Origin of the sequence: Paenibacillus tabacirhizosphaerae, from assembly GCF_040812395.1 — a bacterium.
Taxonomy (GTDB): domain Bacteria; phylum Bacillota; class Bacilli; order Paenibacillales; family NBRC-103111; genus Paenibacillus_E.
In genome coordinates this window covers 119,138-145,423 of the sequence record NZ_JBFNXH010000011.1, presented here as the reverse complement: position 1 = coordinate 145,423, position 26,286 = coordinate 119,138, and the positions used below count along the sequence as shown (strand labels likewise).

Sequence of the window (26,286 nt, the reverse complement as noted above, 5' to 3'; positions counted from 1 at the left end):
AGCTGCTTAACGCAAACCGTTTCCTTTGCTGCTTGTGGAACCATGTTCCTTACCACCATTTTGCGGGGTAAGCCACCTTGGTCGCCCGGTGGTAAGCCAGGGCCACCAGCATGAGCAGTACCGCGCCAAGCAGCACCGGCGTGAAGAGGAAGCTCCACTTTGCGCCGGTGAGCATCACGAGCAAAGGATCTGCACCGGCAGGCGGATGCAGCGTGCGGGTCAGCTGCATCAGTGCGATCGCCGAGCCGACGGCAAGCGCCAGGCTCCAGGCGTGCACGCCGAAGGCGGACAATGCGCAGAGCCCGATGAGCGTGCTGAGCACGTGGCCGCCGACGAGGCTGCGCGGCTGCGCGAGCGGACTCTGCGGGAGCGCGAAGGCGATGACGCAGGATGCGCCGAACGGCGCCATCAGCAGCGGGATGTCCGCAGTATCGCTGAGTGAGCTGGCAATGAGGATGGCGAGGAAGCCGCCGACTCCGGGCAGGAGCAGGCGTAGGCTCGATTGTAAAGTAAGTTTCATAGTGCATACTCCTTCTTTTCATATGTTGGTTCAGATGATATCATGCTACATATATATTTTAAAAACGAATGATTTCGATATCTCGTATTTAAAAATACGATGGGTAGGTGATGGTTAACGTGATTGAACACATGGATGGCCGAAGCATGAAAACGTTCGTGACGGTCATGGAAGAGAAAAGCATCAGTAAAGCAGCGCTGCGGCTTGGCTACGTGCAGTCAACGGTCACGATGCACATTCATCAGTTGGAGCAGCTGCTGGGCAAGCCGTTGTTTCGCCGTTTGCCACGCGGCGTCGAGCTCACGGAAGCCGGCAAAGAGGTTGCGCCTTACGCGTACCGATTTCTGCGTTTGGGAGAAGCGTTGCAGGAGAAGCTTAGCGATCTTGACGAGCCCAAAGGGACTGTGCGGCTGAGGGCGCTCGAATCCTTTTGCATCGCGCATCTGCCGAAGCTGCTTCCCGGTTTATTTGATCACTATCCGCATATTCAATTGCACCTCGAAACCGGGTTTCAGCGTGATATCGCTGCGGAAGTATCCGGCCACCGTGTGGATCTCGGTATTGTTCCACGCAATCCACAAATGAAAAACCTTCATTTTGTGCCGCTCATGCGGGATGAGCTTGTATGGGTCGGTTCATTTGAACTTCTTCGCCTCATCGCGGAAGAGGGATGGAGCGCGATGGCAAGCACTAAAGTCATTGGTTTCGGGGGCCGTTGCATCTACCAGACGATTGCTGGTGAGCAATTAGCCGAGAAAGGGATTTCTTCATTTGCCACCTTGGAATTCGACAGCTCGGAACTGATTAAACAGACGGTCATTTGCGGTATGGGGCTTGCTTTGCTTCCTCGCACTTCAGTTGATATGGAAATAAGAGAGGGGAAACTGGCATGGCTCTCCGCGGAGAAGCCCCTTTTCTTCGAGCACGGATTAGTTTACGTCAAGGGCAAAGAATTGAGCGCTCCCGTACAGGCGTGCAAAGATCATCTTATTTCCTTTTTTTGTGCGGATCACAACAGTGAAACTGGTTGACATTGCCTGTCTATGGTAGAATAAACGTAGATAAAATATGGATATTTTTGTGGAGAGAGGGTTCATGTATGGGTGATTTGATTCACAATGTTTTGGTGTATCTGGAAGGACTTGGGTACTGGGGGATTTTCCTCGGGCTCATGCTGGAGGTCATTCCGAATGAACTGCTTCTGGCCTATGCGGGTTATTTGGTATCGAAGGGAGAAATCAACTTTGTCGGCGCCATCATTTGCGCAGTGGTCGGTGGAACGCTCGCACAAATCGTGCTCTACTGGATCGGCCGCTACGGAGGTAGACCTTTCCTGGAAAGGTACGGTAAATACTTGTTGATTTCCAAGCATCATATTGATGTGGCGGAGGCTTGGTTTAACCGCTATGGGACCGGTATGATTTTCACAGCCCGATTCATTCCGATCGTTCGCCATGCGATTTCGCTTCCCGGCGGCATGTCGAGAATGCCATTAGGCAAATTTACGCTGTACACAGCCCTTGCCCTTATTCCTTACTCATTCCTGTACGTGTATTTGGGCATGCTGCTCAAGGATAATTGGGAGACCATTGATGAAAAAGCAGGACCTTACATCAAACCTTTGATCATAGCGGCAGTCGTTCTTACTCTCCTGTATGTAGTTTATCAATTTTATTTGAAAAGAAAAGCTAAAACACAGCAATAAACTCGGAAATAAATTTGGAGCTTTTGTCTGTATTTGCTACAATAATAAGGGAACTGTTTATTACTAATAGGAGGTTGGAGATTGATGAGTACAAATCTTGCAAATAAGCTGCGTACCGGATTAAAACCGCAGCAGTTCATTGATGGCATGACCAAAAACCAAGAGCAATTCCTCGCATATTACAACGGATTCGAATGGGACAACGAAGAAGATAAGGAATACTTCGAGTCGCTGAACAATCGCGATGACCTGCGCTGCCTTATCGTGGCGGCAGATTGGTGTGGAGACGTTATTCGCAATGTGCCGGTCGTATTCAAAGCGCTGGAAAACAGCGGAGTTCCTACGGAAGTGCTCATTATCGAGCAAAATTACGATGTCATCGACCAGTTCCTTACTGGTGGCGGAAGAGCGATTCCGATCGTTATTTTCACCGATACAGGCGGTTTCGTACTTGGACATTGGGGTCCGCGTCCAGCCCATGTGCAGGCGGTTATGAATCAGTTCAAGAAGGAAAATCCAGATCGTGAAGCAGCCGATTACAACGAAAAAATCCAAGTGGCCAGAGCCGAAATGGGTCGTCAATATGGCGAAGGCAACGGTTACCATGCGGTTATTGTAAAAGAACTGCGCGATTTAATTTCATCGTTCTAATCTATAACTAATGAAGAAGATTGCGAGCATATCCTTATGATTAAAATAGAATCCTTTGCTTTAGGGCCATTAAGCACGAATGCGTATTTGTTATCCGATCCGGATACTAAACAAGGCATCATTATAGATCCCGGCATGAATCCGAAGCCGCTGATCAAAAGAATCGCCGACCTGGACATTGTGGCCATTCTTCTGACACACGCTCACTTCGACCATATCGGCGGCGTGGATGAGATCCGCAAGCTGAAAGGCTGCCCGGTTTACCTTCATGATCTGGAAGCGGATTGGCTGACGAATCCGAAGAAGAACGGCTCCGCGCGCTGGCCTGAGCTTGGCGGAGGGATCGAAACCGATCCGGCGGAGTATGCGCTGGATGAAGGTCAGGTGCTTGAATTCCTGGGAATCAAGCTGAAGGTGTTCCACACGCCGGGTCATTCGCCGGGCAGTGTGAGCTTCCTGTATGATAAGCACCTCTTCGGCGGTGATGTGCTGTTTAAGCTGTCGGTAGGCCGCACGGACCTGGCGGGCGGCGATTCTAATGCGCTGCTCGATTCGATCCAAGAGAAGCTGTTTGTTCTGGACGATGACGTTGTCGTCTATCCGGGGCACGGCGCCAAAACAACGATTGGTTTCGAACGCGACAACAATCCATATGTGTAACCAGATAGGGCTGCCGCCAGTTGCGGGCAGTCCTTTTTGTATGTGTTTTTACCGGCTGAGGCTCGTTCGCCCATGATAATGAACCATTTTTGTTGGCGTATGGGTGTTTACCGTGTTCGAGATAGGTGCTCTCCCATAGACTGATGTTGTAAGTAATTCACCTAACCATGAAGATAATAACAACTTCAGTGCTAATCTAAAAGGAGGTGCTTTACCCATGGAATATGTAAAACCAGGTTACGTTGCTCCAACTTACCCGGTTCAACCCATGCCACTGCCAGCGCCAATGCCGATGCCTGTTCCTAAACCGATCATGACCATGCCGATCTATCAGCAGCCAGCTCCAATCATTCAAAAACCAGTGCACAATGACATTCATCTGCACGCTTCCTACCAACATTCTTCGTTTATTTTCCCTAAACCCGCAGCCGTTGCTCCAGTAGCGGTCAAATCCTGTCATCCTTACACTTCACCTGCAAGCATTCTCGTTCTGTTCATCCTGCTCGTCATTATTACCCGTGGTTTTATTCCAAAATGCTAGTCAGTCTGTAAGCTTTCCCCTTGATCCCTGCACTCCTTGATGGAGTTGCGGGGATTTTTTTGTGTCAGAATTGGTGTATGGAAGGCTGGATGTGTGTGACGAGCTCGCAGAGCGGAGAGATTCCGCACGCATCGTGTGGTACGGGCATTTGACAGGATGGACGAAGAAGATCCGAAGATCCGGAAGTGCCATAGCGGTTTGGAGTATTGCAATACCGCCTCGATCTGCGATAGGTCCTCTTTTCGCACGGGTGAGCGGAACGTAGATGCTTTATGAGGCGGTATTTTCGGTTGTAGGGACATTCCGCGGAACTGCCGTGCGTTATGAGCAGGAAATGCTGGATTTTCGGCAGAGTTTCGCTCATTTAACGCACCCTAGTTCCGCTTCAGGGGGAGAAAAGGGACCTGAGCGTGGAATAAGGCATCGTAGTTCCACCGAAATCGTTGTGCATGGGGCGAAGCTTGCGGAGGCGTGGTCATTATCTATTTTTTGAAAAAGTTAAAGCACCGCGCATAAGCTTCCGCGGTGCTTTTTCGTGTACAGATTTGTTTGGTTATGCGGCAATTGCATCAGCAGTTTTTTTCTTGTTATTTCTTTTGCGAGCACGTGCCTTTAGTTGCCACATGATAATTCCAGTAAACATTAATATGAGAGGCATCATACCGAATACAAAGTAGACCAGCTTAGCAGCTTCCCCGCCCCAAGTCGCAAAATGAAGTCCCTTTCTCCATGTGTTGTAAAGATTAATGGCGAGATCTGGGTTTGTTTTATACAAAATATCTCCGGTAGAGGCATCCATATAGACCGTGCTGTTGCTATTTGTTGAAGCGCCGAACCCTTCTTTCAGACCAACTTGAAAAGTCTGTCCAGGTTTCTGGGGAAGCTGGATTTTGGTTATCTTACTGTCCGGGTAAGACTTCTTAATCATATCAACAACATGTTCAGCAGTAAGAATTGGTTTATCTTTGCTTTTGGATTGCAATGCTGATGCAGGTATTTCTTCCTTTGCTTTAAACCCAATCCAAACAGGAAGCGATTTCTCATAAGCATTAACGACACCAGTCAGTGTGATAATCAGCAGCACTGGAATGGATATAATTCCAATCATTTTATGTAGACTCATATTATGGGCAAGTTTACCGCGATTCCGAATGACTCGAAAACCAAGAGCCCATTTTCGAAGGCCAGGCCACCATAAATATGCGCCTGTCAGCAGGATGAGCAGCAATCCGATGCCTAGATATCCGACGAAGAAAGCGGCCTGCGTTTTGCCTATCACATTGGTCAGTAAAAAATAGCGGTGCAGGCTATAAATGGTCGCGAAAGGTTCACGACGTTCTTGCTGTACCTCGCCAAAGACTTCGCCTGTGCCAGGGTCCGCATAGACGAGACCGGCATCCTTGCCGCCATCCTTGGTAAGGTGGATATGGTAGAACCCATCCTGGGCTGGCCATTCGATCCGATCCGATTTCAAATCTGGATTCATTGCATCAGCCTGCTGCTGAATGACCTTGACGCCAACATCTCCAGGTGTTGGTTGCTGAGCAATAGGATGAAACAGCCGTTCAACATCGGGTTCGATCATTAGAAGGCTGCCAGTTGTACAAGTGACTACAACAAAGAGCCCAAGAATTAAGCTGAGAAACAAATGAATGGTTAAAACAATTTTTCGCAAAGATGACCCCTCCGGTATGTTATTCCAATGCCATTTAATAATGATAATCATTTTCAGATAATGCAAATGATATTCATTATCATCCAATTTGTCAATATGGCACGAAATAAATGGCCTAAGTAGAGTCATTTGCTTCACATGAAGCCCTTAAGTGCCGTCTCCTAAAACAGAACGATTACATACTTTATATCATCTAGTAAAATGTTAAAAATATTTAGTAGATGAGGATGGTTATATGAAGGTGCTAATGATCGTTTCACGGCTGAATATAGGGGGAACTGAGAAATACATTCTTTCTATCTCACGATATTTACTATCAAAAGGAGTTGAAGTTGGCGTTGCAGCTAAGAAAGGCCCACTTGTTAATTCTTTTGAAAGAGCTGGAATTTCTGTGCATTTGCTTCCCATAGGTGCTGAAAAAAGAGCATCCTCGCTATCCTCGATAATTGCGAATGGAGGATATAGCCTTATTCATGCACATGATTCAAAGTCGTTTTATGATGTAGCAACATTATCTAGAAAACTTCATATTCCCTTTATTGCTTCCGTACATGGTACTTATCTTGATCGTAATGCCGTACTAGCGATGTCCAAAGTTGCAAAAAAGATCATTACGGTTTCACCGCAATTATCAGAATGGCTGAATGATGAATTTAAAATACCTAAACATAACATACACATGATTCCTAATGGTATTGATACGTCCATATTTAGTTCGATTTCTGAGAAAAATAAATGTAGAATGACGCTTCGCTTACCGCGAACAGCCCAAATACTTGTTTATGCCGGAAGATTTTCATTTGATAAATACCATATAGCTAGAAAAGTGATTTTGGCAGCAGAGATCATTGCTAAAAAGAATCCTAATTTTATGGCTATTTTATTTGGCCCAGGTTTATCTTATCGATTAAGACTCATAAGACTTGCTAACGTAATCAATCGCCGTCTTGGCAGACAAGCCATATTTATTCGTCCAGCTTTATCAAACGTACAAAATGCCTATTATGCAGCCGATGTTGTGGTAGGAACCGGACGCGTTGCCCTTGAAGCAATGGCATGTGCGAGACCGGTTGTAGCGGTGGGAGTTAAAGGATATTGCGGTGTAGTAGAACCTGAAAACATAAATCAAATCATTCACAATCACTTCGGTGATCACGGAACCGCTGCTCCCATAACCGTTGCAAATCTTTCGAGGGACTGCGAAAGAATATTGAATAACCCCAAGATGGCTCAATTATTAGGTGAATTTGGCAAGCAAACAGTGGGGAGTAAATTTTCTATCAACTGGATTGGTTCCAAACTGCTTGAAGTATATATGAAATACCAGTAAAGACAAAGTGCAGTGTGGGAAATTCTCACCTGCTTTTTTTATTTCCAGTGAGAGAGGCATCACTTTTCAATTTAAGAAATATTTAAGAATTGTTTCACCAGACTTTCATTTTTCATGCCTATGATTACCCTGTAGTCCAATTCATTCACTTTTAGGAGGAACAAATGAAAAAGAAATGGTTAGTATTGGGTAGCGCAGTTGGGATAAGCAGCATCGTGATGGTTACAACAGGTTTCAGTGCAATGGCAAGTACTTCAGGGTACGATGCCTATAAATCAGCACTGAAAAACACGAAGGCGGTCCAAAATGTAGCGGTACAAGCCTCGGCTTCTCTGCAGGACAATGGAAATAACCTCGTGAGTGCAAACGGCGTTTTCAAGGTGAACGTAGCTGGGAAAACCGCAAGCGGAAATGCAAACGTGACAGTAAATGGCACCCAGCAATCATTGAGCGTATACAAGCAAGAAGGCCAAACGGTCATGAAATCGGCCAGCAGCGATGTTTATTACGTGAAGCAAGAGGGCAAAGAGAAGAATAAAAAAGAAAAAACGACAGAGGATGGTCAACTTTCTGCGCAGGTCGAAACAGTCATAGACGCTCTGGTGGGGAATCTGAAAGACTACGTAGCCGTTGATAACAAGTCAGATGGATCGAAAGATATTTCGATTCAGTTAGACAACGCTCAAATCCCAACTGTCATTAACGCGATCGCTCCGATTGCTATTAAAGAAGCAACGAAACATAAAGATGACAGGGAGCAAAAAGATGACAACAAGCCGGAGCCGCAATTGTTCCAAAAGGATCTTCTGAAAGATGCAGCGCCTCAGTTGTCACAAGATATTAAGATTGAAAATGTTGTGATCAAAGCGACAGTGGATGCTTCCAACTTTATTCAACATCAAGAGGCTGACCTCACAGTATCAGGGAAGGACGATAGTGGTACTGCGCATAAGGTAACACTTCATCTGCAAGCCGATATGTCCGGATATAACAGCACTACGCCTGACACCATTGATTTGACTGGCAAAACGGTACAGACCTTGCAAAAGCATGGTCATGAAGGAAAAAATCACGACGATAATGAGTAATTGATGCGTTATCCAGTTTGACCCAGCGGATAGGTTTTCGACAGAAAGCCTATCTGCTGCAACATGAAAGAAACATGGAGGTGTCACCTTTGAATATCATTTTAGAAACAAAGCAGCTAAGCAGGCAGTATCGGAATGAAAGGGGAATACGTGATATTAGCCTACAACTGCGTGAAGGTGATGTGTATGGCTTGCTCGGGCCTAATGGTGCTGGAAAAACCACATTTCTGAAGCTGATTACAGGTTTGATTCGAGCGGATCGCGGAACAATTCATTTGTTTGGAGCGGATATTTCACATAATTATGTACACGGCATGCAGCATGTCGGATGCATGATCGAATCCGCTGATTTTCATGAGTTTCTGTCCGCGCAGCAATATCTGCAGCTGGTAGCGAGGTTTTACCCGGATGTGTTTGCTACGAGGATTGACGAAATGCTGGAAATAGTAGGTCTTGTAAAGGTTCGGAAAGAGAAAATTAAAGGCTTCTCGACCGGCATGAAACAGAAATTAGCGCTTGCCGCAGCGTTATTGCCTAAACCAAAGTTGGTAATTTTGGACGAACCGACAAATGGCATGGATATTGAAGGAACAGTGATGTTCCGCAGGTTGATTCAACAGTTCTCCGAACAACAAAGAACTACTTTCATTATTTCGAGCCATATGATTCACGAGCTTGAGCAGCTATGCAATCGAGTTGGTATTATGGCCCAAGGAAACTTAAAACGAGAAGGCTACGTGTCCGAACTTTTACAAAGCAATCAATCGCTGGAGCAATTCTACATCGATGAACTGCAGCTGACGAAGGAGGTTCTCAAACATGCGTAGATGGCAAGCAGGTTTCATGAATGAACTGTCTCTCTTGTGGTATCGAAAGAAAATAATCGTATTCGGTATATGCTCGGTTTTGCTTCCCATCATTTTGGCGATATCGCTTAACGCCCTGCAGCCCTTTCTGGGACTTCTTGCTGTAAGCCCTTCGTTTCCGATTGAGATGCTTTCTATTTATACCGGTATCTGGATTCCTCTCTTTATCCTGACAGTTGTTGGCGATATATTCCCGAATGAATACGCATCGCGCACTTTGAAACTTGCGTTGCTGCGTCCAAATTCCCGGTTTCAAGTTTTCAGCACCAAAGTTGCCGCTTTAGGTACTGCTATCGCTGTTTTACTAGTTCTTCTATGGGTTGTGACATCGATATGCAATCTATTTGCTGGAACATCGGCTGATTTTATAAGTTTTTTCGGTATTTGCAAAGCTTACGCAGCCGCTCTGATCTCCATGATTGCTCTTTCGGCGCTCTTTGTATGTACGGCTCAGTTTTTTAAGACAGCTGGCGGGTTCATGGTGTTCGCGATCGTGCTGTACGCCGCGGCTAAAATTGCCCCTTTTTTGTTCAGCGCATTCGCGGCATTTTCACCGATATCCTATACGGATTGGCATATGTTATGGCTGAGCCGAACCGTTTCGACGGGTAAGCTGTTGACAACAACTTTATTCTTAGTATCCAGCTGTATGTTATTTTTTACACTTGGCTACTATAAATTCGATCGTAAAGAAGTCTAGAGTAAACGGGGAATGTACGTATGTCTATTCGTCTCAAATTGGTGATACGCAGACCGTATAGGACCATTGGGGATTGCGTCAATTCTCATAAAGCTCTCATCTTATGAAAGTATACTTTGAAAGGTGAAAAGATTGCTAGATACATCTACAAGTTAAAATGGCAAAGAAAGTAGGTAGACCCCATGAATGAGACTTTATTTACATTACTAAATCGGTATGCAGGACAATTTCACGCCCTGGATTGGTTTATGGCAACATTTTCGCAAAATGTTCAATACGTTTTGGTCGTGTTTCTGCTTGTATACTGGTTCAAAGGGAATCATAAATCAACGATTCATGCTGTGTTCAGCGCTTGTTTAGCGCTCATATTCGGATTCCTGATCAGCAGTTTTTACACACATCCACGTCCATTTATGGTCGATCCTGCTGCCCACCAACTGATTCCCCATGTTGCTGACTCTTCATTTCCAAGCGACCATGCGCTGGGAACATTTTCACTTGCTTTTGCCATATGGCGTACGAACCGAAAATGGGGGATCGGTTTATTTGGTTTGTCTATTTTCATGGGCTTAGGTAGAATATTCGTAGGTGTTCATTATCCCGCAGATATTGCTGGCGGTGCCCTTGTGGCTCTGTTGGCAGCATTCATTGTCATTCGAGCTGAACGTAAGTTGGATCCTTTCACTCAGTTCATTTTAAAGCTTTATCGAAAATGGTTTCCATTTTTGCAATTAAAAGAGCATTCGATAGAATCTTCTAAGTTGTAGACACGGAAGGTGTGGATGAGTTTGAAGAAATCATATTGTCTCTTATTGATGGCGATCCTTTTAACAGCTTGTTCACAAACAGCAAGTGAAGAATCGGCACAGCCAACGGCAACTGATGCTCCTGTCAGTACGAAGCAACCGACGAATCATGATACGGCTTCGATACCGTCGCAACCACCAGTTCAAAGTCAAGCTCCATCGCCAAAAGTAGCGGTGAGCCCGCAGGCCACTCCAATTGTGGGAGAAGTGCCCAAACCAGACCATGTTGTCATCGTTGTCGAGGAAAACCACTCTTTCGAGAAAATAATTGGCAACAAGTCGGCACCCTATATGAACGCCTTATCCCAACAAAGTGCTTTTTTTTCACAATCCTATGCGGTTACTCATCCGAGTCAGCCTAATTATTTGATTCTTTTCTCTGGTTCTGACCAAGGCGTAAAGGATGATTCTTGCGGACATAACTTTAAGACAACCAACCTGGCAAGCGAATTGTTGCAAGCGAATTATACATTCGGAGGCTACTCGGAGGATCTTCCTTCGGTGGGTTCAACCGTATGCACGAATCATCAGTACGGACGAAAACATAGCCCTTGGGTTAACTTCACCAATGTTCCGAAAGAGATGAATATGCCTTTGGACAGTTTTCCATCGGATTTCAGTAAGCTGCCTACGGTCTCTTTCGTAATCCCCAATATGGATAATGACATGCATGACGGAACGATAAAAACTGCGGACGATTGGCTGAAATCTCATGTGGACCCCTATGTTCAGTGGGCAAAAAGCCATAATAGCCTTTTTATACTAACATGGGATGAGGACGATTCATCCAAAAAAAACCACATTCCTACACTTTTTGTGGGTCCCATGGTGAAAACGGGTCAATTCGATCAACCCATCACGCATATGAATGTACTTCGTACATTGGAAGATATGTACCAGCTCCCGCATGCAGGTAAGTCTGGTGATGCTCAAGCTATTAAGGGGATTTGGGAAAATTCCCGATAAGATAAGGCAGATCATTGATGTCAATGGTTATACGAATGTATTTGGGGAGACACAGCAAAAGGGAGAACGACGTTCTCCCTCAAGTTTATGAACTCGCATGCTTTTCAACGAGAAAATCTGCCGTGAAAACGGGCATATCGAAGAACTTTGAAGAACATCTGTTTATCATGCAGCTCATTGAATATATATGGATCGGGAGCCGTATTCACTTCAAGAATCCAGGGTTTTAAATGTTGATCAATGCCAATATCTACGCCAATTTCTTTGAAATTAGGAGCATTGCGCTCTAATTGTTTAGCGATCTGATAGCCAAGTTGAGTCAGTTTATCGAGATATTCTTTTTTCTTACTTTCATTGAAGTAGGAGGCAAGCAACAATTCGAGCGGCAGCGGATTGCCGTTACTATGGAAGTTGGTCACTATTTTTTTAGGAGCTGCAACACGGCCGATATAACCGGTTACTTCCCATTTTTGTTTTTGATTTTTCTGGACCATGAGCCTCACGTCGAAAATTCGATGTTGATAGGTTAATAAGTGAATGCCTTTTTGAATCAAATATGCGCGATTTAATTTGGATGCACGCAAGGATTTGAAGAGAGCAGGATAAGTCAAAAAGGTGCGGGTGATTTTACCGACTTTGTAGTGGTACTTGGCATCATCGCCCCGCTCGACTCGAATGACACCTTGACCGAATGACCCGTGAATGGGTTTGATATAAACCATTTTATACTTCTTTAACATGGCGAATAGATTACTTTCGCTCCATATCCTTGTTTCAGGGACAAATGGGCTTAGATCTTTATTCGCCAAAAGCATCTTCGTTTTCGTCCATTTACTGCCCAATGTGCGTGAGCGGGTTACTTTCATCCAAGCACCTCGATTGTTAATTTTTCTTTGCATACAAATGCGATAACTTACTTGCAGTTACCTGCCAACTAAACTTACGCCGGACATCCAGCAGGGCTTGGTGCGCTAGTCGCTTCGCTTTTTCTTTATTTTGGGCAATGATGGCAATCTGTTTGGCAAATGCTTCTGGGCTGCGATAATTCGTGACCAGCAATCCGTTGTGCTGATGCTTGATAATCTCTGGAATACCGCCGTTCCGAGAAGCTACCGTTGGAATGCCAGAAGCCATCGCTTCGACATTGACGAGTCCAAATGCTTCATGGCCTTGAGACGGACATACAAAACAGTCCCCCGAAGCGTAGAAATTCGGCATTTGACCGCGGGATACATAACCTCTAAACGTAACTGGAATTTGAAGCGAAGCCGCTAGCTTTTTCAAATATTCTTTATATGGTGGACGTCCAGTGCCTCCCGCAATCACTAACTTCGCATGGGGGACAGTTTTCCTTACGATTTTTGTCGCTTTCATGAGCACAGGGATTCCTTTACGGGGAATCAGCCGTCCGGCAAATAAAATCACGAAGTCTTTTTTCGTTTTATGCTTTTGGCGAGGGTGAAATTGATGCCAATCAACACCCAGATGAACAAACCGAACTTTATGACTGTGGGATGGAAACGTTTTGATTAAATGGTTATTTAGCGAGCGGCTGTTGCCAATGATCAGGTTCGCGCCTTTGAAATCAGCATTCGCTTGTTTGATTGAAGTCATTGGGGGAGAGATAAACGTTGTCGAGTGTAAAAAGACCGAAATGCGCGTTGACGGGAAAACTTTTCGAACCGCATGAATAAATCGAGGACGATTATCGATCTGAATAAAGTCGTATTGTTGTCCTCGAATCAAACGAATGACCTGACTTAAATAAGAAGTTTTCGTTGTTCCGGCGACACGCAGAATGGTTACATGCCCAATAACGCTTTTTTTCGGATAGCCTGAACGCCATCGGCTAACAATCGTAACCTGGTGTTGAGTAGGCATTTTTTTGGCAATTTGATAGATACAATGTTCCACAGATCCGCCAACAGGAGGAGGGACCGGGATTTGTTCAGGCGCAATGATTAATATTCGCAAAGCAATTCACACCTTTCATTTACTGCCAACCTTGTCTCGCCAACAGAATATTCAAGTAACAAGAAAGTTTCTTGTAGCAATGTCTAGTGAAAAAAAACAACTTCGTTTTATAGAAGTTGTTTTTTTTTCTGGGTATGATAGGTGCCTTTATTGGTTTGATTTCAATAAGAGGTGTCTAAGATCGAACACTGTCCAATCAAGTTGGTTAGTCTTTCATATTGTATAGCAGATGTGAAAATTTCAGAGATAGGAGGGAGAATCAGTTTGAAACAGGATAATTTACAAGGGGTTTCTATTATTATCTCTACGAATCGTCCGCAATTTTTTGCTAATATCCTCGCTAATTACAAAAGTCAGCTTTACAAGCTAAAAGAACTAATTATTGTATTGAATAAAGACAGCATGGATTTATCCAAGTATCGCAAAATAGTTAGAGGCCATAGACAGGTTTCGGTCTTTAAACTGCCTGAGAAAGTCTCGTTGGGCATGTGCTTAAATTTTGCGGCAAGCAAGACAAAATACCCGGTTATTACTAAATTCGATGATGATGATTACTATTCACCACATTATTTGGTGGAGCAGATGAGAGCGCTGCTTCGTTCGGGTGCTGATGTTATCGGGAAGCGCGCGTATATGTCCTATCTTGAATCGAGAAAGCTGCTCATCCTCCGTTTTCCTACGAAGCGAAATAAATTTGTGGGACTTGTCGCAGGGGGGACAATCTTATTTAAAAGACGAGTTTTCAACCACGTACGATTTCCCAATACATCATTAGGGGAAGACGTAGCCTTTTTAAGCAGATGCCGGGCAAAAGGCTATAAGATATACGCGCCAAGTCCCTACAATTATGTTCAAATCAGAAGGAAGAACAAACAGAGCCACACATGGACAGCCGGAGACGATTATCTGTTAAAGGGAAGTCTGATCTTAGCAAGAACCGATAAATTCCGTGAACTCGCTACTCGGCCTTAGTCGATATTTAATTCTAGGGATTAACAATTTCCTTGATGGATTTTTATAAAGTGTATCTGTAGCGAGCCAAAAAATATTCGTTCTTGATTGTATGTAAGTTCACATTTGTACCCATACGAGCGTAAAACGGATTGTAGTGATTTAAAAGCTGGCAGCGTTCTAACCAAAGATGTAATCTGCTGAACGACATAGTTTGGCAGTTTCGTAAACATCGTAGCATGAATTCCATCAGCAACCGATACGAAACTTGGAAATGTAGCTTTGTTGAAATTCGAAAAGTTGACACTGTCCTTCGTAATTTCGAATATCTCTTTGTTCAGACGATTTAGGTTGATGGTGATATTTTTGTAAAAGTAGATACCGAATCCTATTTTATTAGTCAAGGGATTTAACCGTTTTTTCCATTTTAACGTTTGTGCTTCCAGATAAGTCTCCAACTGTTCACAGAATGTATGCCAATAAGGCAGCAATTTAAAAGATCTTTTCATCATTTTTCTCCTATGTCTTAAAGATGTGTGAAATATCATATTACGTAAATTTGACGTAGGAACTATGATCATTGTTCGTTAAATTAATTGGTTATTATTGGGGGCGATAGATCGCCTTTTTGCATGGGTGAGCGGAACGTGGGTGCGTTATGAGGCGGTATTTTCGGTTGCAGGGATAGTTTCGCGGAACTACCGTGCGTTATGAGCAGGAAATGCTGGACTCTAGGCACAGTTTCGCTCATTTAGCGCACCCTAGTTCCTCTTCAGGGGGAGAAAAGGGAAGTTGTTGTGGAATAAGGCATCGTAGTTCCGTCGATATCGCTGTGCATGGGGAATTTGCGGTCTGGAAGTATCTCCTCCGTGAAGGCAGCACAGAGTAGAACAAAAAAGGGAATAGCTGTGGGGGAAAAGCGATAGCAGTTGGAACGCTATACCCAAATTCCCTCCCCATGCCTAGACGTATGGGTTTAGACAAGAACCTGAGGCACAGCCCTCAGGTTCTTTCTTGTTTAACAGCCCAAGAATGTGCAACTATCACCTAACTTATATAAATTTTTTTGCATGCGACACGTTGAATTATGTTGACAACGATTAAGAATGGATTATAATTGCATATATACAACAAATGTATAAACACAACAAATGTATTCATTTAATTATTGTTCCATCAGGTTCAGTGAATACCGGAAGACTAAATCAAAAATATGGAGGTTCAACCCACAATGAAGCAATATGCTTATCAACCCCGGATTTCTCCCAGGAATAATTCGAGTCGCTGGATTGCCCTTATTGCGCTTATGGCTGCGCAATTCATGATTGTCATCGACATAGCAGGCTTAAACGTTGCTCTGCCATCCATAAAGCAAGCGCTCCATTTTTCGGAGACAAACCTGCAATGGGTCGTAAGCGCCTATCAAATTATGTTTGGAGGCTGCTTACTTCTAGGCGGCAGGATTGCGGATCTTTGGGGACGCAAACGAATGTTTTTGATAAGTACCGCCTTATTCTCCGTCACTTCCCTGCTATGTGGATTGGCTTGGTCCGATACTTCCTTGATCGTTTTTCGTGCTATTCAGGGGATCTCTGCCGCTTTACTTGCGCCTACATCGCTTTCGACGGTGACCAGAATGTTTTCAGAAGGTCGCGAACGCAATATTGCATTAGGCATTTGGGGTGCAGTGTTTGGCGCAGGTGGCGCATTGGGGAGCGTACTGAGCGGAATCATCACGACAACATTCGGTTGGACATGGTTCTTTTTCTTCAATGTCCCTCTTGGCGTGTTCGCGCTGATCGTCGGTCCACTTCTACTGCCCAAGGACAACACAGAACGGAAGAGCCAGAAGCTAGACGTTGCAGGCGCACTCACCGTATCTTCGGGTATGATGGCATTTCTTTACGCGCTCACTCAGGCACCGCAAGTAGGTTGGACGGCTCCAAGTACAATCTTATATTTATTAACTGCTCTATTTCTTTTCTTTGGCTTTACCCTCATTCAACGTAAAGCGAAATCTCCGCTTCTGCCGCTATTTCTAGTCGGTCAACCGACTATGAAAGCAGGAATTATTATCGGAGTTTTAGCAGGTTCCTACCACTTTTCACTATTTTTTCTGCTTACTCTTTATATGCAAAATGTACTGCATTTTTCAGCACTCCAAACGGCTTTTGGCTACTTGGCGGCTGCTGTATTCACGATTCTATGCGCCAATTTGATATCGCGTCTTATTCCGCGTTTCGGTGTAAAACGTTTACTGATTACCGGGCAACTGCTTGTAACGGCAATGTTTATCTATTTAACTCGGATACCAGCAGAAGGAAACTATTTTATCGATTTATTGCCAGCACTTATTATCGGAGGAATCGGGTGGGGACTCATTTTCCCGTCCATCAACATTTTAAGTTTCTCAGGCTTGGAGAAGATCTATTCGGGAACTGCTGCCGGTATCATCAATATGAGCGAGCAGCTGGGTGGGGCAGTAGGGATCACAATGGCGGCGATTGTCGCCTCAGTATGGACAGGAAAATACATGCAGGCGAACCCGGACCAAGGCATATACGCTCCAGAAGCAATGACGGCTGGATTTCATGCGGTTTTCTGGGTTCTGGCCGGTTTAGCGGCATTGAGCGTCATCTGTACAGCTGTTTTTAATCCAACGTATGAAAAAACGAACAGGAGCTAACCCAATGAAGGAAAATATTGTCGTGGTTGGTGGGTATGGTCGTGTTGGAGGAGCAATCTGCAGGGATTTGGGCGATTTGTATCCTGGGAAAGTTTATGCGGCGGGAAGAAGCCTGGGAAGCGCTGAGCAATTCTGCCAGACAACTGGGGGCAAGGTTAGTCCTTTGCAATTAGACATCAAGGAAAAGGTTGATTCGAAATTTTGGGATAACACCAAGCTAATCGTGATGTGTCTGGATCAGTTGGATGTGGCTTTCGTCCGTTCCTGTATTGAAAATGGTACTCACTATGTGGATATCTCCGCGGACTATTCTTTTTTGGCCAAAGTTGAGACTCTACACGCGCTGGCTGCAGAGAATAAGGTAACAGCAATGTTGAGTGTTGGGCTGGCTCCAGGCCTGACGAATTTGATGGCTTTACACGCAAACAATCAATTGGATCGGACAGACGCTATCGATATCTCTCTGTTGAGCGGATTGGGAGACTATCACGGAAAAGGCGCAATCGAGTGGACGGTCGACAATTGGTACAAAGACTTCAATCTGCTGAAAGATGGAAGAAACATCGTTGTCTCTAGCTTTTCTGATGGGAAAACAACGGATTTTGGCAGCGGATTGGGAAAATGGAAAGCATACCGATTCAACTTTTCAGATCAACATTCGTTGATGCGGACACTTGATGCTCCTTGGGTGGCCACAAGACTTTGTTTTGACAGCTATGCAATGACGAAAGGATTGTATTTGCTTAAGGCGGCCAAAATCACCAAACTATTGAAAATACGGTGGATTCGAGATGCGGTAGTACGTATGTTCGGGAAGATACGATTCGGAAAAGAGCTCATTTCCATAAAAATAGATGCATGGGGCAAAAAGTGTAATGAAGATACAAAAGTGGAGTGTTTCTTGCTAGGGAAGAACGAGGCTGACATTACCGCAAGAGTAGCTTTTTTCGTAGCTGATAGGGTTTATCGTTCAGAGTGTAGACACGGAGTTTATCATATTGATCAACAGTTTGAATTGATAAGCGTGTTAGATAGGCTATCCCTGTCAGTTTCATTTGAAAACCGAGTCAATGGTGAGATATACGCTTGACATTGTGCCAAGACTCAAGTATAGTAAGGAATGTAAGTAAGTACTTGCATTAGAAAGGGTAAGATCAATGAGCAATAATCAAAGTACTAGTGAAAAACTTCTGTTGGCGGCAATCGATCTCATGGCACAAAATGGATATGACGGAACGACAACCAAAGAGATTGCCGCTGCTGCGGGAGTGAACGAAGTTACGTTATTTCGCCATTTCGGAACGAAGCAGAAGCTGGTTGAGGCCGCATTTAATCGCTATCATTATGCCGAAGAGATGACCCAGCTATTTAACGAGGGGCTGACAGGGGAACTTCATTCGGATCTGCTAACGATCAGCCGAACCTATCATAAGATCATGTATCGGAACAGAAAATTATTTTTAGTCACTCATAAAGGAAGCAGCAATCTCCCCGATGAGGTTCTTGATGAGGCCGCGCGCCATCCACAACATCTAAAAAGACTGCTAACGAAATATTTGGCCGACATGTCGGATCAAAATAAAGTGGTAGCATCGGATTTTGAACTTCAGGCGCAGTCTTTCATGTGGATGAATTATGGTGCGTTCATCAGTAAGATGAGTGCAAAGGTGGCCGCTCCAGAAAACGCGTTGGACGGATTTATCGAGGAAAGCGTACGGTTATTCACTAGGGCATTAACCCCCTAGTTTTTTTAAAAACAATATGCAAGTAAGTACTTTCATACATTATATAAGGAGTGATAGGCTATGAATTCTGATACACGGCAAAGTAAAGGTCTGATCTTAATGCGCCTAATGATGTTTACCGTAATGATGTCATCGATGAGCGCGCTTATGTTTAACGTTGTGCTTCCGCAAATTAGCAAGGAGTTCCATCTTACCCTTGCTCAGGTGAGTTGGCTCTCATCCGCCTATACGCTTATCTATGCGCTTGGAACCGTGACATATGGGAAGCTGGCAGACAGATTTCAACTAAAGAGTTTATTGATATTCGGTCTGGCATTGTTTGCAGTCGGTTCTCTTGTAGGGCTAGTCTCTCAAACCTTCTGGATGGCACTTCTCGGAAGATGCCTGCAATCTGCGGGGGCTGCGGCTATTCCGGCAATTGCATTAATTATCCCCGTGCGGTATTTCTCACCTGAGAAGAGAGGCTCCGCATTAAGCATGACAGCCGTCGGGATAGCACTCGGAAGCGCTCTTGCACCTGTCATTTCGGCGCTTGTCGTCAGTTTTGTGAACTGGAGATGGTTATTTTTACCCTCCTTGTTGATCGTGCTGCTGCTACCGCTTTATCGCAAATATTTGGAACATGAAGTGAAAGAAGCTCCTCGGAAATTCGATTGGCTTGGCGGAATCCTGCTCGCTGCATCCATTACGCTGCTCCTGCTTGGGGTCACGAATCTAACCTGGTGGTATCTGGTTGTCGGATTAGCGGCTTTAATCCTTTTCATCCTGCGAATCTGTCAAACCAAAGAAGCGTTTATTCAGCCCCAATTGTTTCAAAACAAAAGGTATGTCATCGGACTTGCGCTTGCATCTCTCATTAGTGGCATTGGCATTTCCTTGTACTTGTTAACTCCAATTCTGTTCTCGGAAGTATATCGTCTGGGTTCCAATTGGATCGGTTTCGCTATGGTCCCTGCTGCGGTTGCCTCCGCCATTCTGGGGCGTAAAGGTGGGAAACTGGCGGATTTGAAAGGCAATTCCTATCTAATCTTTGTTGCTTCTGGATCTTTAATTACTTGTTTTGCCTTGTTGTCCATCTTCACAGGAATCTCACCGTTATGGATTTCGATCTTTTTAATATTCGGTAACGTCGGGCAATCTTTCTTGCAGATTGCGATGTCCAATTCCATCTCAAGATCATTGCCCAAAGATCAGGTTGGCGTAGGAATGGGGCTTTTCTCAATGATCAATTTTATATCCCAAGGAATGGCTGCAGGCGTTTACGCTATTATAGCGGCGCATGGTTCATCCGTAAATTGGAATCCGATACATGTCGATCCGAACAGTGCCCTATTCAGCAATATGTATCTCGTTCTTGCCGCAATGCATGTGGGGATCTTGTTATTCTACCGCTTGCAATTCCGTACCAGGAATTCAAGTGTTTCCATATAAAACGGCACAAGTCCGGTAAATATGCTCCGGTGAGCGGTGGATTTACGAAGGAGTGAAATAATTGAAAAGGAAAGTGGTGTTTATGTTAACTGCAAAGTTAATCGACCAATTGCTTACATGGCCAGAAGTAATACAGCAGCCACACCGTTTCGGAGGGATTGAATTTCAGTTCAGAGGAAAAGAAATCGGACATTTACATGGCGATTATCTGGTCGACTTGCTTTTGCCGAAAGCAGTACGCGATCAACTCGTAGCCTCAGGGCGTGCCGAGCCCCATCATATGTTTCCTGATTCTGGTTGGGTATCTGTTTATTTAAAATCAAATGAAGATGTGCATAGAGCTATTGAACTTTTACGGCTCAAGTATGAGGATCTAGTTACACGCCAGGCAAAAAGTGAGCTTATAGATAATAGGATCGTTTACAAAAATTAGAATGAGAGAAGGAGACTGATAAATATGGAATATACAAACCCTTTTGACACCAACAACAACGAACTCACGGATACTTCAATCCGGCCATTTCGCATCGCAATCCCTCAAAGTGAACTCGATGATCTTCATAATCGACTAAGCCATACTCGTTGGCCCGACGAATTACCTGGCGTAGGAGAAAGATACGGTGCAGCGCTTGGGCATATAAAGGAGTTAGCGGAGTACTGGCGCACCTCGTATGACTGGCGTAAGCAAGAGGAACGGTTGAATGAGTTTCCTCAATTTACCACAACAATTGATGGTGCAAATATACATTTCCTGCATATTCGCTCATCTGAGCCGGATGCAATTCCGCTTATTCTCAACCATGGATGGCCCGGTTCTATCATAGAGTTCCTGGATGTAATCGGTCCTCTTACCAACCCGCGAGCCTATGGCGGTGACAAGTCTGATGCCTTCCATCTAGTAATTCCATCTATACCCGGCTATGGCTTCTCTGGTCCGACGAATGAAACTGGATGGAATGTCCAGCGAGTTGCTGAGGCGTATGTTGAACTCATGAAGCGTCTGGGCTATGACCAATACGGCGTTCAGGGAGGAGACGTTGGTTCGGTGGTTTCACTGGCTATGGGCCAACTAGCCCCTGAGAACATTATTGGCGTTCATCTCAACTTCCTACCCATGCCACCGTCCAGAGGAGATTTAAGCGACCTATCCGAGGAAGAGGAGGCGAGAATTGCGAAATTGGAGAGCTATCTGGCCAATCCTTCCGGTCACAAAGTACTGTTGTCTACGCGACCTCAAACGATAGCTTATGCTCTTACTGACTCACCCGTTGGGCAGTTGTCCTGGATAGCTGAGAAGTTCAGTGAGTGGGCCGATCCCGGGCGTCCGATTGAGAAGGATCACCTGCTCACCAATGTGATGTTCTACTGGATCACAGGGACGGCTGCCTCCTCTTCTCGGCTCCACTATGAGTCTGCTTATGTCGTGAAACAGAAGAAACCATGCCCTGTTCAAGTAGGCGTAGCTGTGTTCCCATTCGATTTGTTCCAACCTGTACGTCGCCTTGCCGAGAGAAATTACAAGATCGTTCACTGGTCCGAGTTCGAGCGTGGTGGCCACTTTGCAGCGATGGAGGCTCCCGACTTGTTAACCGAAGATCTACGGGTATTCTTCCGGCGTTTCCGATAAGATCAGGGGATTGATTATCAATTAAAGGCATCGGCAGTCTAGGACTTGATTTTCGCGTCCAAAGCTACCGGTGCCTTTTTTATTTGAAATCAGTCTAAAACTTACTATTTTTCACTCAAAAAAATCAATGCACGAATTTCGGCGGCGTCATTTTATGAAATAGATATAATTTAAATAACGTTAAGGATAAGGAGGAACAGAATGGTAGCGTCCGAAAAAAACTGGAATAGGGTGGAGAAGTTATGGCGAGTACATGGAAAATTTACTTTTTGGCAATCGTTACTTTTTTAGTCGGGACATCCGAGTATATCATCTCAGGCATTTTAGATAAGATCGCGGATACGATGGGAATCTCAATATCCGCTGCGGGCCAATTCATTACTATTTTTTCTTTAGTATATGCGATCGGAACGCCCATACTTATGGCTTTGACAGCTAGCGTGGAGAGAAAAAAATTGCTCATGTATTCACTCGGAATATTCGTGTTTGCCAATATCCTTTCCTTTGCTTTACCAGGGATTGGGCTTTTCGTTATCGCGCGAATTATTATGGCTTTAAGTGCAGGGGTGGTGGTGGTTACCGCATTAGGTACCGCTGCGAAAATTTCTCCCGCAGGAAAGCAGGCCAGTTCCATCGCGATCATAATTATGGGATTTACGGCCTCATTAATCATTGGTGTCCCCTTCGGGCGAATTGTATCTGCTGCCTACGGTTGGAAGTCGGTTTTTGGCCTCATAGCACTACTCGGACTCCTTGCAATGGTTGTTCTGTTCCTAACAATTCCGCGGACGAAAGGGGATGAGCCCATCCCTTTACTCAAGCAGTTAGCCTTGATGAAAAATACCAAAGTGGCACTTGGATTATCCATAACCTTCTTTTGGCTTGGCGGATACTCAATCGCTTATACCTATATTTCACCTTACCTCCTTACCGTTACGGGATTAAACGAAAAAATGCTGAGTACGGCTTTACTCGCTTTCGGTATCGCTAGTTTAATCGGATCAAAATTGGGGGGCATCAGTACAGATAAATGGGGCGTTCCCTCAACGCTAATCGGAGGGATGCTCCTTCACTTCCTATCCTTGATTGCCCTCTCCTTTACAACGGCGACGAATACCTTAGTTCCGATTTTCGCTATCCTTATGGCATGGTCATTTGCGTGCTGGTCATCAGGTCCCACACATCAGTATAATATGGTTCGGCTTGAACCGAATTCTTCTGGTGTGATGCTCGGCCTCAATCAGTCGATGATGCAATTGTCCATGTCTACCGGAGCTGGAATCGGGGGAATCGCTGCTCAACAAATATCTTTATCCTCGATTACTTGGTTCGGGGCTTTTGGAGTCGCAATTGCGATTGCTGCTTCGTTGGCACTATTTCGCTTAGATATGCGAGAAAAGGCTGGGAAGGAGGCACTAAGGTTTCAAGAATAGCAGGATACTAACTAACAACTAATAATGGATAATGATACTAAAATAATAATGCACTACTATTGAGCGCCTTGACAGATAATGAAAGCCAACTTATAGTTTAAACAAATGTTTAAATTAAACGATTGTTTAAACGAAAAGGGAGTGGTTTTTTTATGAAATCAGCGTTAGGCGCATTTCTTGCACCAGCAACGACAAAGGTTGGCATAATTACAGCCGTGATGTTTCAACTATTGTTCAGCATCATCTGGATGACGGGTTATTCAGGGGTCTCCGATAACACGAAAAATCTGAAGATCGCTATCGTGAATGAAGATCAAGGCATGGGAAGTAAAGTTGTAGACAATTTAAAAGCGAATTTGCCGTTCCATACGGAAGTGATTCCAACGAATGAGCAAGCGCAAACGATGTTAAATGAGCGCGAGGTGCAGATGGTGGTGCACATCTCCGCTGATTTCTCAAAACAGCTGCAAACTCCGGGGCAAACCGTACCCATCACGTATACGATTAACGAATCCAATCCTTCCATGACGAAATCGATTATGCAGGCTGTTGCCGGCAATGTAACCGCGACGGTGAACAAGGAGGCAATGGCGGCAGGAACATCCGCTGTTCTTACGCAAATGAATCCTAAACTGCCCGTGGAACAAGCTCAGCAAATCGCTCAAGGGCTGGCGGGAAAAGTAACTTCCGACATCCAAAGCACGAATAAAGTGAAGGATACGCCCAATCAAATGCTGCCGATGATGCTTGTGCTCGCTTCGATCGTAGGAACCATGATTATGGGGATGAATTTTTCCGTTACAAGCAACCTTATTGGAGCATCGCTGTCAAAAGGCCAGAAATTGGCCGCTCGGCTGATTATTACCGTTATCGCATCGGCAGTTATCGGAGTGATCGGCGCTACAATGGTTGTGGCGTTAGGGGGACATGTAGAGAAGGGATATCTGGCTCTTTGGGCGTTCCAGTCCTTATTCTTGCTCACTTTCGCGCTAGTCGCTCAAATGTTTTTGACATTGTTTGGGAACGCAGGTATGCTATTTAACATTGCGATGCTATCTCTGCAATTGGTGTCGTCAGGAGCCATTGTGCCGCGAGAGCTCTTATCGAATTTTTATCACACACTGAGCAGTGTATTTCCCGCAACTTATGCCGTTAACGGCTTGATGGACATTCTATTCGGAGGTCCAGCCGTAGGTAAAGAAGTAGGTTATCTATTCCTAATTGCCGGGATTGCCGTTATAATTGATATGTTTGTCGTTGCTTTAAAAAGAACGAAGGGTGCGACTGAAGCTCAGCATCGCCCGCAAACTGCGTAGCTCGAATCGGGGGTAAGCGATGACCGATCAAGAACTGGATATGCGAATGCGCATTCTTCTTGCAGCTAAAAAGCTTTTTGCCAAGAATGGTTACGACGCAACAAGCGTTCGTCAAATATGCGAGGAGGCCAGGGCCAATGTTGCTCTGGTTTCCTATTATTTTGGCGGCAAAGAGAGCGTTTTCCATGAAATATTTAAACAATTTTTTCCGAGCTTTAAGTTTGCGGATTTTTTCGCGATTGAAGATCCCGTTATCGGGATTCAAACCATTATTAGAGAGGTCGTTATGATCCGAAGCGTTGATGTGGAGATTATTACGATCATTCAGATGGAAATTATCACGATAACGCCGCGAGTTGAACGCATCCGTGAAATTGTGAATCCCGTATGGGGGAAAGTTAGAGATTTCCTAGATAAGGGGCGGCAGCAGGGCATCTTCCATTTTGAATCTTTGGATAGTACGCTTATGTTTGTGTTGGGCTCGATGTTTTTTTATAAACAAAGGGATTTTTTCGAGATATTGTTTAAAGAAGAGCGTCCGGATACGCAAACCTTAATCAGACAAACGACGCAATATATCATGAATGGACTTGGATATGTTAGAGAAGGGGATTGAATGAAATGGACAAGCGTTATATTGTTTGTTTGGGTGAGTTATTAATTGATTTTGTGCCTGACGTCAACGGGCAGGCGTTGGCAGACGTCGCGAGCTTTGGGCGGGCGGCGGGCGGAGCGCCGGCCAATGTGGCTGCGGCTGTCGCCAAGTTGGGCGGCGACGCGCGGTTTATTGGGAAGATCGGCCGCGATCCATTCGGCGATTATTTGGTGCGCACGCTTGACGAAGTCGGCGTGCAGACAGCTGTGATCCAGACCGAGGAGGCGAAGACCGGTCTGGCTTTTGTGTCGCTGCGCGCGGATGGAGAGCGCGACTTTTTGTTTTTTCGCGACCCGGCGGCGGACATGCTGCTGCGCGCCGACGAAGTTGAGGCGTCGTGGCTGGAAGACGCTGCGGTCTATCACTTCGGCTCGGTGTCGCTGATTGCCGAGCCTTGCCGCACCGCGACGCTGGACGCTGCGCGCCGCGCTCGGGAGCTTGGCGCATTGGTGTCGTACGACCCCAATGTGCGCCTTGCGCTATGGCCGAGCCCTGAAGCTGCTCGGGCGGAGATTCTGGCACAGCTGCCGCTGGCCGATGTGGTCAAAGTGAGCGAGGAGGAAATCGAATTCCTCCTCGGCGTAGACGCGACCACAGGTGCGCAGCAGCTGCTGCAGCGCGGTCCCAAGGTGATTGTCATCACCTTGGGACCGCAGGGCTGCCGTGTCGTGACCGCACGGCAGGATGTGGTCATACCCGGCCAGCCTGCGGCGGCCGTGGATACGACTGGCGCCGGCGATAGCTTCGTCGGCGGCATGCTCTTCCAGCTGGTGGCGCTTGGCGCTACGCCAGCTACGATCGTTGACGCGCTCGGCGAAGCCGGAGCCGCGGAGCGGGTGTTCACGTTCGCCAACCGCGTTGGCGCGATTACGATCACCCGCAGGGGCGCTATTCCCGCATTGCCTACGCTCGCGGAGGTACAGGGCTAGCCAGCTAAATGTAGCTTGCGTGATGTATTGG

The 26,286-nt window shown here is 45.5% G+C and carries 26 protein-coding genes; 22 read left to right on the top strand and 4 right to left on the bottom strand.

Features of this window, described 5'->3' with window-relative positions; all coding sequences use genetic code 11:
• Positions 1–49 precede the first annotated feature (49 nt).
• Positions 50–520 carry an HPP family protein gene (locus ABRS97_RS19225; protein WP_367816459.1) on the bottom strand — a complete coding sequence of 157 codons (471 nt, stop codon included), beginning with the start codon at positions 518–520 and terminating at the stop codon, positions 50–52.
• 119 nt (positions 521–639) lie between these two features.
• Here ABRS97_RS19225 and ABRS97_RS19220 point away from each other — a divergent pair, with 119 nt between their 5' ends.
• The 5 genes from ABRS97_RS19220 (at position 640) to ABRS97_RS19200 (ending at position 4,077) form a co-directional block, all read left to right on the top strand.
• A complete protein-coding gene (locus ABRS97_RS19220; protein ID WP_367816461.1) occupies positions 640–1,551 on the top strand; it encodes a LysR family transcriptional regulator in 912 nt (303 codons plus the stop codon).
• A gap of 68 nt (positions 1,552–1,619) precedes the next feature.
• Positions 1,620–2,225 carry an undecaprenyl phosphate transporter UptA gene (gene uptA / locus ABRS97_RS19215; RefSeq protein ID WP_367816463.1) on the top strand — a complete coding sequence of 202 codons (606 nt, stop codon included), beginning with the start codon at positions 1,620–1,622 and terminating at the stop codon, positions 2,223–2,225.
• Positions 2,226–2,309: 84 nt separating this feature from the next.
• Entirely contained in the window at positions 2,310–2,876 is a 567-nt protein-coding gene (locus ABRS97_RS19210) for a thioredoxin family protein (protein WP_367816466.1), read from the top strand.
• A gap of 36 nt (positions 2,877–2,912) precedes the next feature.
• Complete coding sequence (locus ABRS97_RS19205; RefSeq protein ID WP_367816468.1) at positions 2,913–3,536, top strand: MBL fold metallo-hydrolase; 624 nt, start codon at positions 2,913–2,915, stop codon at positions 3,534–3,536.
• A 217-nt stretch (positions 3,537–3,753) separates the two neighbouring features.
• A complete protein-coding gene (locus ABRS97_RS19200; protein WP_367816470.1) occupies positions 3,754–4,077 on the top strand; it encodes a hypothetical protein in 324 nt (107 codons plus the stop codon).
• Between the two features lie 553 nt (positions 4,078–4,630).
• Here ABRS97_RS19200 and ABRS97_RS19195 read toward each other — a convergent pair.
• Positions 4,631–5,752, bottom strand: a complete 1,122-nt coding sequence (locus tag ABRS97_RS19195; protein ID WP_367816472.1) for a PepSY-associated TM helix domain-containing protein — start codon at positions 5,750–5,752, stop codon at positions 4,631–4,633.
• Positions 5,753–5,987: 235 nt separating this feature from the next.
• Between ABRS97_RS19195 and ABRS97_RS19190 the strand changes: the two genes are divergently transcribed.
• The 6 genes from ABRS97_RS19190 (at position 5,988) to ABRS97_RS19165 (ending at position 11,508) form a co-directional block, all read left to right on the top strand.
• A complete protein-coding gene (locus ABRS97_RS19190; protein ID WP_367816474.1) occupies positions 5,988–7,082 on the top strand; it encodes a glycosyltransferase in 1,095 nt (364 codons plus the stop codon).
• A 164-nt stretch (positions 7,083–7,246) separates the two neighbouring features.
• Complete coding sequence (locus ABRS97_RS19185) at positions 7,247–8,170, top strand: hypothetical protein (protein ID WP_367816476.1); 924 nt, start codon at positions 7,247–7,249, stop codon at positions 8,168–8,170.
• An 89-nt stretch (positions 8,171–8,259) separates the two neighbouring features.
• Positions 8,260–8,997 (top strand): ABC transporter ATP-binding protein, encoded by a 738-nt coding sequence (locus tag ABRS97_RS19180; RefSeq protein ID WP_367816478.1) that lies wholly within the window; start codon positions 8,260–8,262, stop codon positions 8,995–8,997.
• The gene (locus ABRS97_RS19175; protein ID WP_367816479.1) at positions 8,990–9,736 is read left to right on the top strand and encodes an ABC transporter permease subunit; all 747 of its coding nucleotides are present in this window, start codon (positions 8,990–8,992) and stop codon (positions 9,734–9,736) included. The genes ABRS97_RS19180 and ABRS97_RS19175 overlap by 8 nt, the downstream gene beginning before the upstream one ends.
• Before the next feature lie 182 nt (positions 9,737–9,918).
• Entirely contained in the window at positions 9,919–10,503 is a 585-nt protein-coding gene (locus tag ABRS97_RS19170; protein WP_367816481.1) for an undecaprenyl-diphosphatase, read from the top strand.
• A gap of 15 nt (positions 10,504–10,518) precedes the next feature.
• On the top strand, positions 10,519–11,508 hold the full coding sequence (locus ABRS97_RS19165; protein WP_483312478.1) for an alkaline phosphatase family protein: 990 nt from the start codon (positions 10,519–10,521) through the stop codon (positions 11,506–11,508).
• Between the two features lie 104 nt (positions 11,509–11,612).
• On the opposite strand, the gene ABRS97_RS19160 is transcribed toward ABRS97_RS19165, so the two are convergent.
• Entirely contained in the window at positions 11,613–12,374 is a 762-nt protein-coding gene (locus ABRS97_RS19160) for a YheC/YheD family protein (protein ID WP_367816485.1), read from the bottom strand.
• A 16-nt stretch (positions 12,375–12,390) separates the two neighbouring features.
• Entirely contained in the window at positions 12,391–13,482 is a 1,092-nt protein-coding gene (locus ABRS97_RS19155) for a glycosyltransferase family 4 protein (protein WP_367816487.1), read from the bottom strand.
• Positions 13,483–13,746: 264 nt separating this feature from the next.
• Here ABRS97_RS19155 and ABRS97_RS19150 point away from each other — a divergent pair, with 264 nt between their 5' ends.
• From ABRS97_RS19150 to ABRS97_RS19100, 11 genes are all read left to right on the top strand, one after another.
• A complete protein-coding gene (locus tag ABRS97_RS19150; RefSeq protein WP_367816489.1) occupies positions 13,747–14,454 on the top strand; it encodes a glycosyltransferase family 2 protein in 708 nt (235 codons plus the stop codon).
• Positions 14,455–15,664: 1,210 nt separating this feature from the next.
• On the top strand, positions 15,665–17,119 hold the full coding sequence (locus ABRS97_RS19145) for an MFS transporter (protein WP_367816491.1): 1,455 nt from the start codon (positions 15,665–15,667) through the stop codon (positions 17,117–17,119).
• A gap of 4 nt (positions 17,120–17,123) precedes the next feature.
• Positions 17,124–18,209, top strand: a complete 1,086-nt coding sequence (locus ABRS97_RS19140) for a saccharopine dehydrogenase family protein (protein WP_367816493.1) — start codon at positions 17,124–17,126, stop codon at positions 18,207–18,209.
• A gap of 67 nt (positions 18,210–18,276) precedes the next feature.
• Complete coding sequence (locus ABRS97_RS19135) at positions 18,277–18,864, top strand: TetR/AcrR family transcriptional regulator (RefSeq protein WP_367816495.1); 588 nt, start codon at positions 18,277–18,279, stop codon at positions 18,862–18,864.
• A gap of 60 nt (positions 18,865–18,924) precedes the next feature.
• Positions 18,925–20,295, top strand: coding sequence for an MFS transporter (locus ABRS97_RS19130; protein ID WP_367816497.1), 1,371 nt, complete (start codon positions 18,925–18,927; stop codon positions 20,293–20,295).
• 82 nt (positions 20,296–20,377) lie between these two features.
• Complete coding sequence (locus tag ABRS97_RS19125; protein ID WP_367816699.1) at positions 20,378–20,728, top strand: luciferase domain-containing protein; 351 nt, start codon at positions 20,378–20,380, stop codon at positions 20,726–20,728.
• Positions 20,729–20,752: 24 nt separating this feature from the next.
• Positions 20,753–21,922 (top strand): epoxide hydrolase family protein, encoded by a 1,170-nt coding sequence (locus ABRS97_RS19120; RefSeq protein WP_367816499.1) that lies wholly within the window; start codon positions 20,753–20,755, stop codon positions 21,920–21,922.
• A gap of 242 nt (positions 21,923–22,164) precedes the next feature.
• Entirely contained in the window at positions 22,165–23,355 is a 1,191-nt protein-coding gene (locus tag ABRS97_RS19115; RefSeq protein WP_367816501.1) for an MFS transporter, read from the top strand.
• Positions 23,356–23,507: 152 nt separating this feature from the next.
• Positions 23,508–24,671 carry a YhgE/Pip domain-containing protein gene (locus ABRS97_RS19110; protein WP_367816503.1) on the top strand — a complete coding sequence of 388 codons (1,164 nt, stop codon included), beginning with the start codon at positions 23,508–23,510 and terminating at the stop codon, positions 24,669–24,671.
• A gap of 19 nt (positions 24,672–24,690) precedes the next feature.
• Positions 24,691–25,287 (top strand): TetR/AcrR family transcriptional regulator, encoded by a 597-nt coding sequence (locus ABRS97_RS19105; RefSeq protein WP_367816504.1) that lies wholly within the window; start codon positions 24,691–24,693, stop codon positions 25,285–25,287.
• 5 nt (positions 25,288–25,292) lie between these two features.
• Positions 25,293–26,255: a PfkB family carbohydrate kinase gene (locus ABRS97_RS19100; RefSeq protein ID WP_367816505.1), complete on the top strand. Its 963-nt coding sequence runs from the start codon at positions 25,293–25,295 to the stop codon at positions 26,253–26,255.
• The last annotated feature ends 31 nt before the right edge of the window (positions 26,256–26,286 follow it).

Coding starts and splice junctions, on each gene's coding strand:
- ABRS97_RS19170 (WP_367816481.1), top strand. CDS start 9,919: ATGAATGAGACTTTATTTACATTACTAAATCGGTATGCAGGACAATTT.
- ABRS97_RS19190 (WP_367816474.1), top strand. CDS start 5,988: ATGAAGGTGCTAATGATCGTTTCACGGCTGAATATAGGGGGAACTGAG.
- ABRS97_RS19145 (WP_367816491.1), top strand. CDS start 15,665: ATGAAGCAATATGCTTATCAACCCCGGATTTCTCCCAGGAATAATTCG.
- ABRS97_RS19205 (WP_367816468.1), top strand. CDS start 2,913: ATGATTAAAATAGAATCCTTTGCTTTAGGGCCATTAAGCACGAATGCG.
- ABRS97_RS19140 (WP_367816493.1), top strand. CDS start 17,124: ATGAAGGAAAATATTGTCGTGGTTGGTGGGTATGGTCGTGTTGGAGGA.
- ABRS97_RS19225 (WP_367816459.1), bottom strand. CDS start 520: ATGAAACTTACTTTACAATCGAGCCTACGCCTGCTCCTGCCCGGAGTC.
- ABRS97_RS19160 (WP_367816485.1), bottom strand. CDS start 12,374: ATGAAAGTAACCCGCTCACGCACATTGGGCAGTAAATGGACGAAAACG.
- ABRS97_RS19165 (WP_483312478.1), top strand. CDS start 10,519: ATGAGTTTGAAGAAATCATATTGTCTCTTATTGATGGCGATCCTTTTA.
- ABRS97_RS19120 (WP_367816499.1), top strand. CDS start 20,753: ATGGAATATACAAACCCTTTTGACACCAACAACAACGAACTCACGGAT.
- ABRS97_RS19110 (WP_367816503.1), top strand. CDS start 23,508: ATGAAATCAGCGTTAGGCGCATTTCTTGCACCAGCAACGACAAAGGTT.
- ABRS97_RS19125 (WP_367816699.1), top strand. CDS start 20,378: ATGTTAACTGCAAAGTTAATCGACCAATTGCTTACATGGCCAGAAGTA.
- ABRS97_RS19210 (WP_367816466.1), top strand. CDS start 2,310: ATGAGTACAAATCTTGCAAATAAGCTGCGTACCGGATTAAAACCGCAG.
- ABRS97_RS19130 (WP_367816497.1), top strand. CDS start 18,925: ATGAATTCTGATACACGGCAAAGTAAAGGTCTGATCTTAATGCGCCTA.
- ABRS97_RS19105 (WP_367816504.1), top strand. CDS start 24,691: ATGACCGATCAAGAACTGGATATGCGAATGCGCATTCTTCTTGCAGCT.
- ABRS97_RS19200 (WP_367816470.1), top strand. CDS start 3,754: ATGGAATATGTAAAACCAGGTTACGTTGCTCCAACTTACCCGGTTCAA.
- ABRS97_RS19100 (WP_367816505.1), top strand. CDS start 25,293: ATGGACAAGCGTTATATTGTTTGTTTGGGTGAGTTATTAATTGATTTT.
- ABRS97_RS19175 (WP_367816479.1), top strand. CDS start 8,990: ATGCGTAGATGGCAAGCAGGTTTCATGAATGAACTGTCTCTCTTGTGG.
- ABRS97_RS19135 (WP_367816495.1), top strand. CDS start 18,277: ATGAGCAATAATCAAAGTACTAGTGAAAAACTTCTGTTGGCGGCAATC.
- ABRS97_RS19185 (WP_367816476.1), top strand. CDS start 7,247: ATGAAAAAGAAATGGTTAGTATTGGGTAGCGCAGTTGGGATAAGCAGC.
- uptA (WP_367816463.1), top strand. CDS start 1,620: ATGGGTGATTTGATTCACAATGTTTTGGTGTATCTGGAAGGACTTGGG.
- ABRS97_RS19115 (WP_367816501.1), top strand. CDS start 22,165: ATGGCGAGTACATGGAAAATTTACTTTTTGGCAATCGTTACTTTTTTA.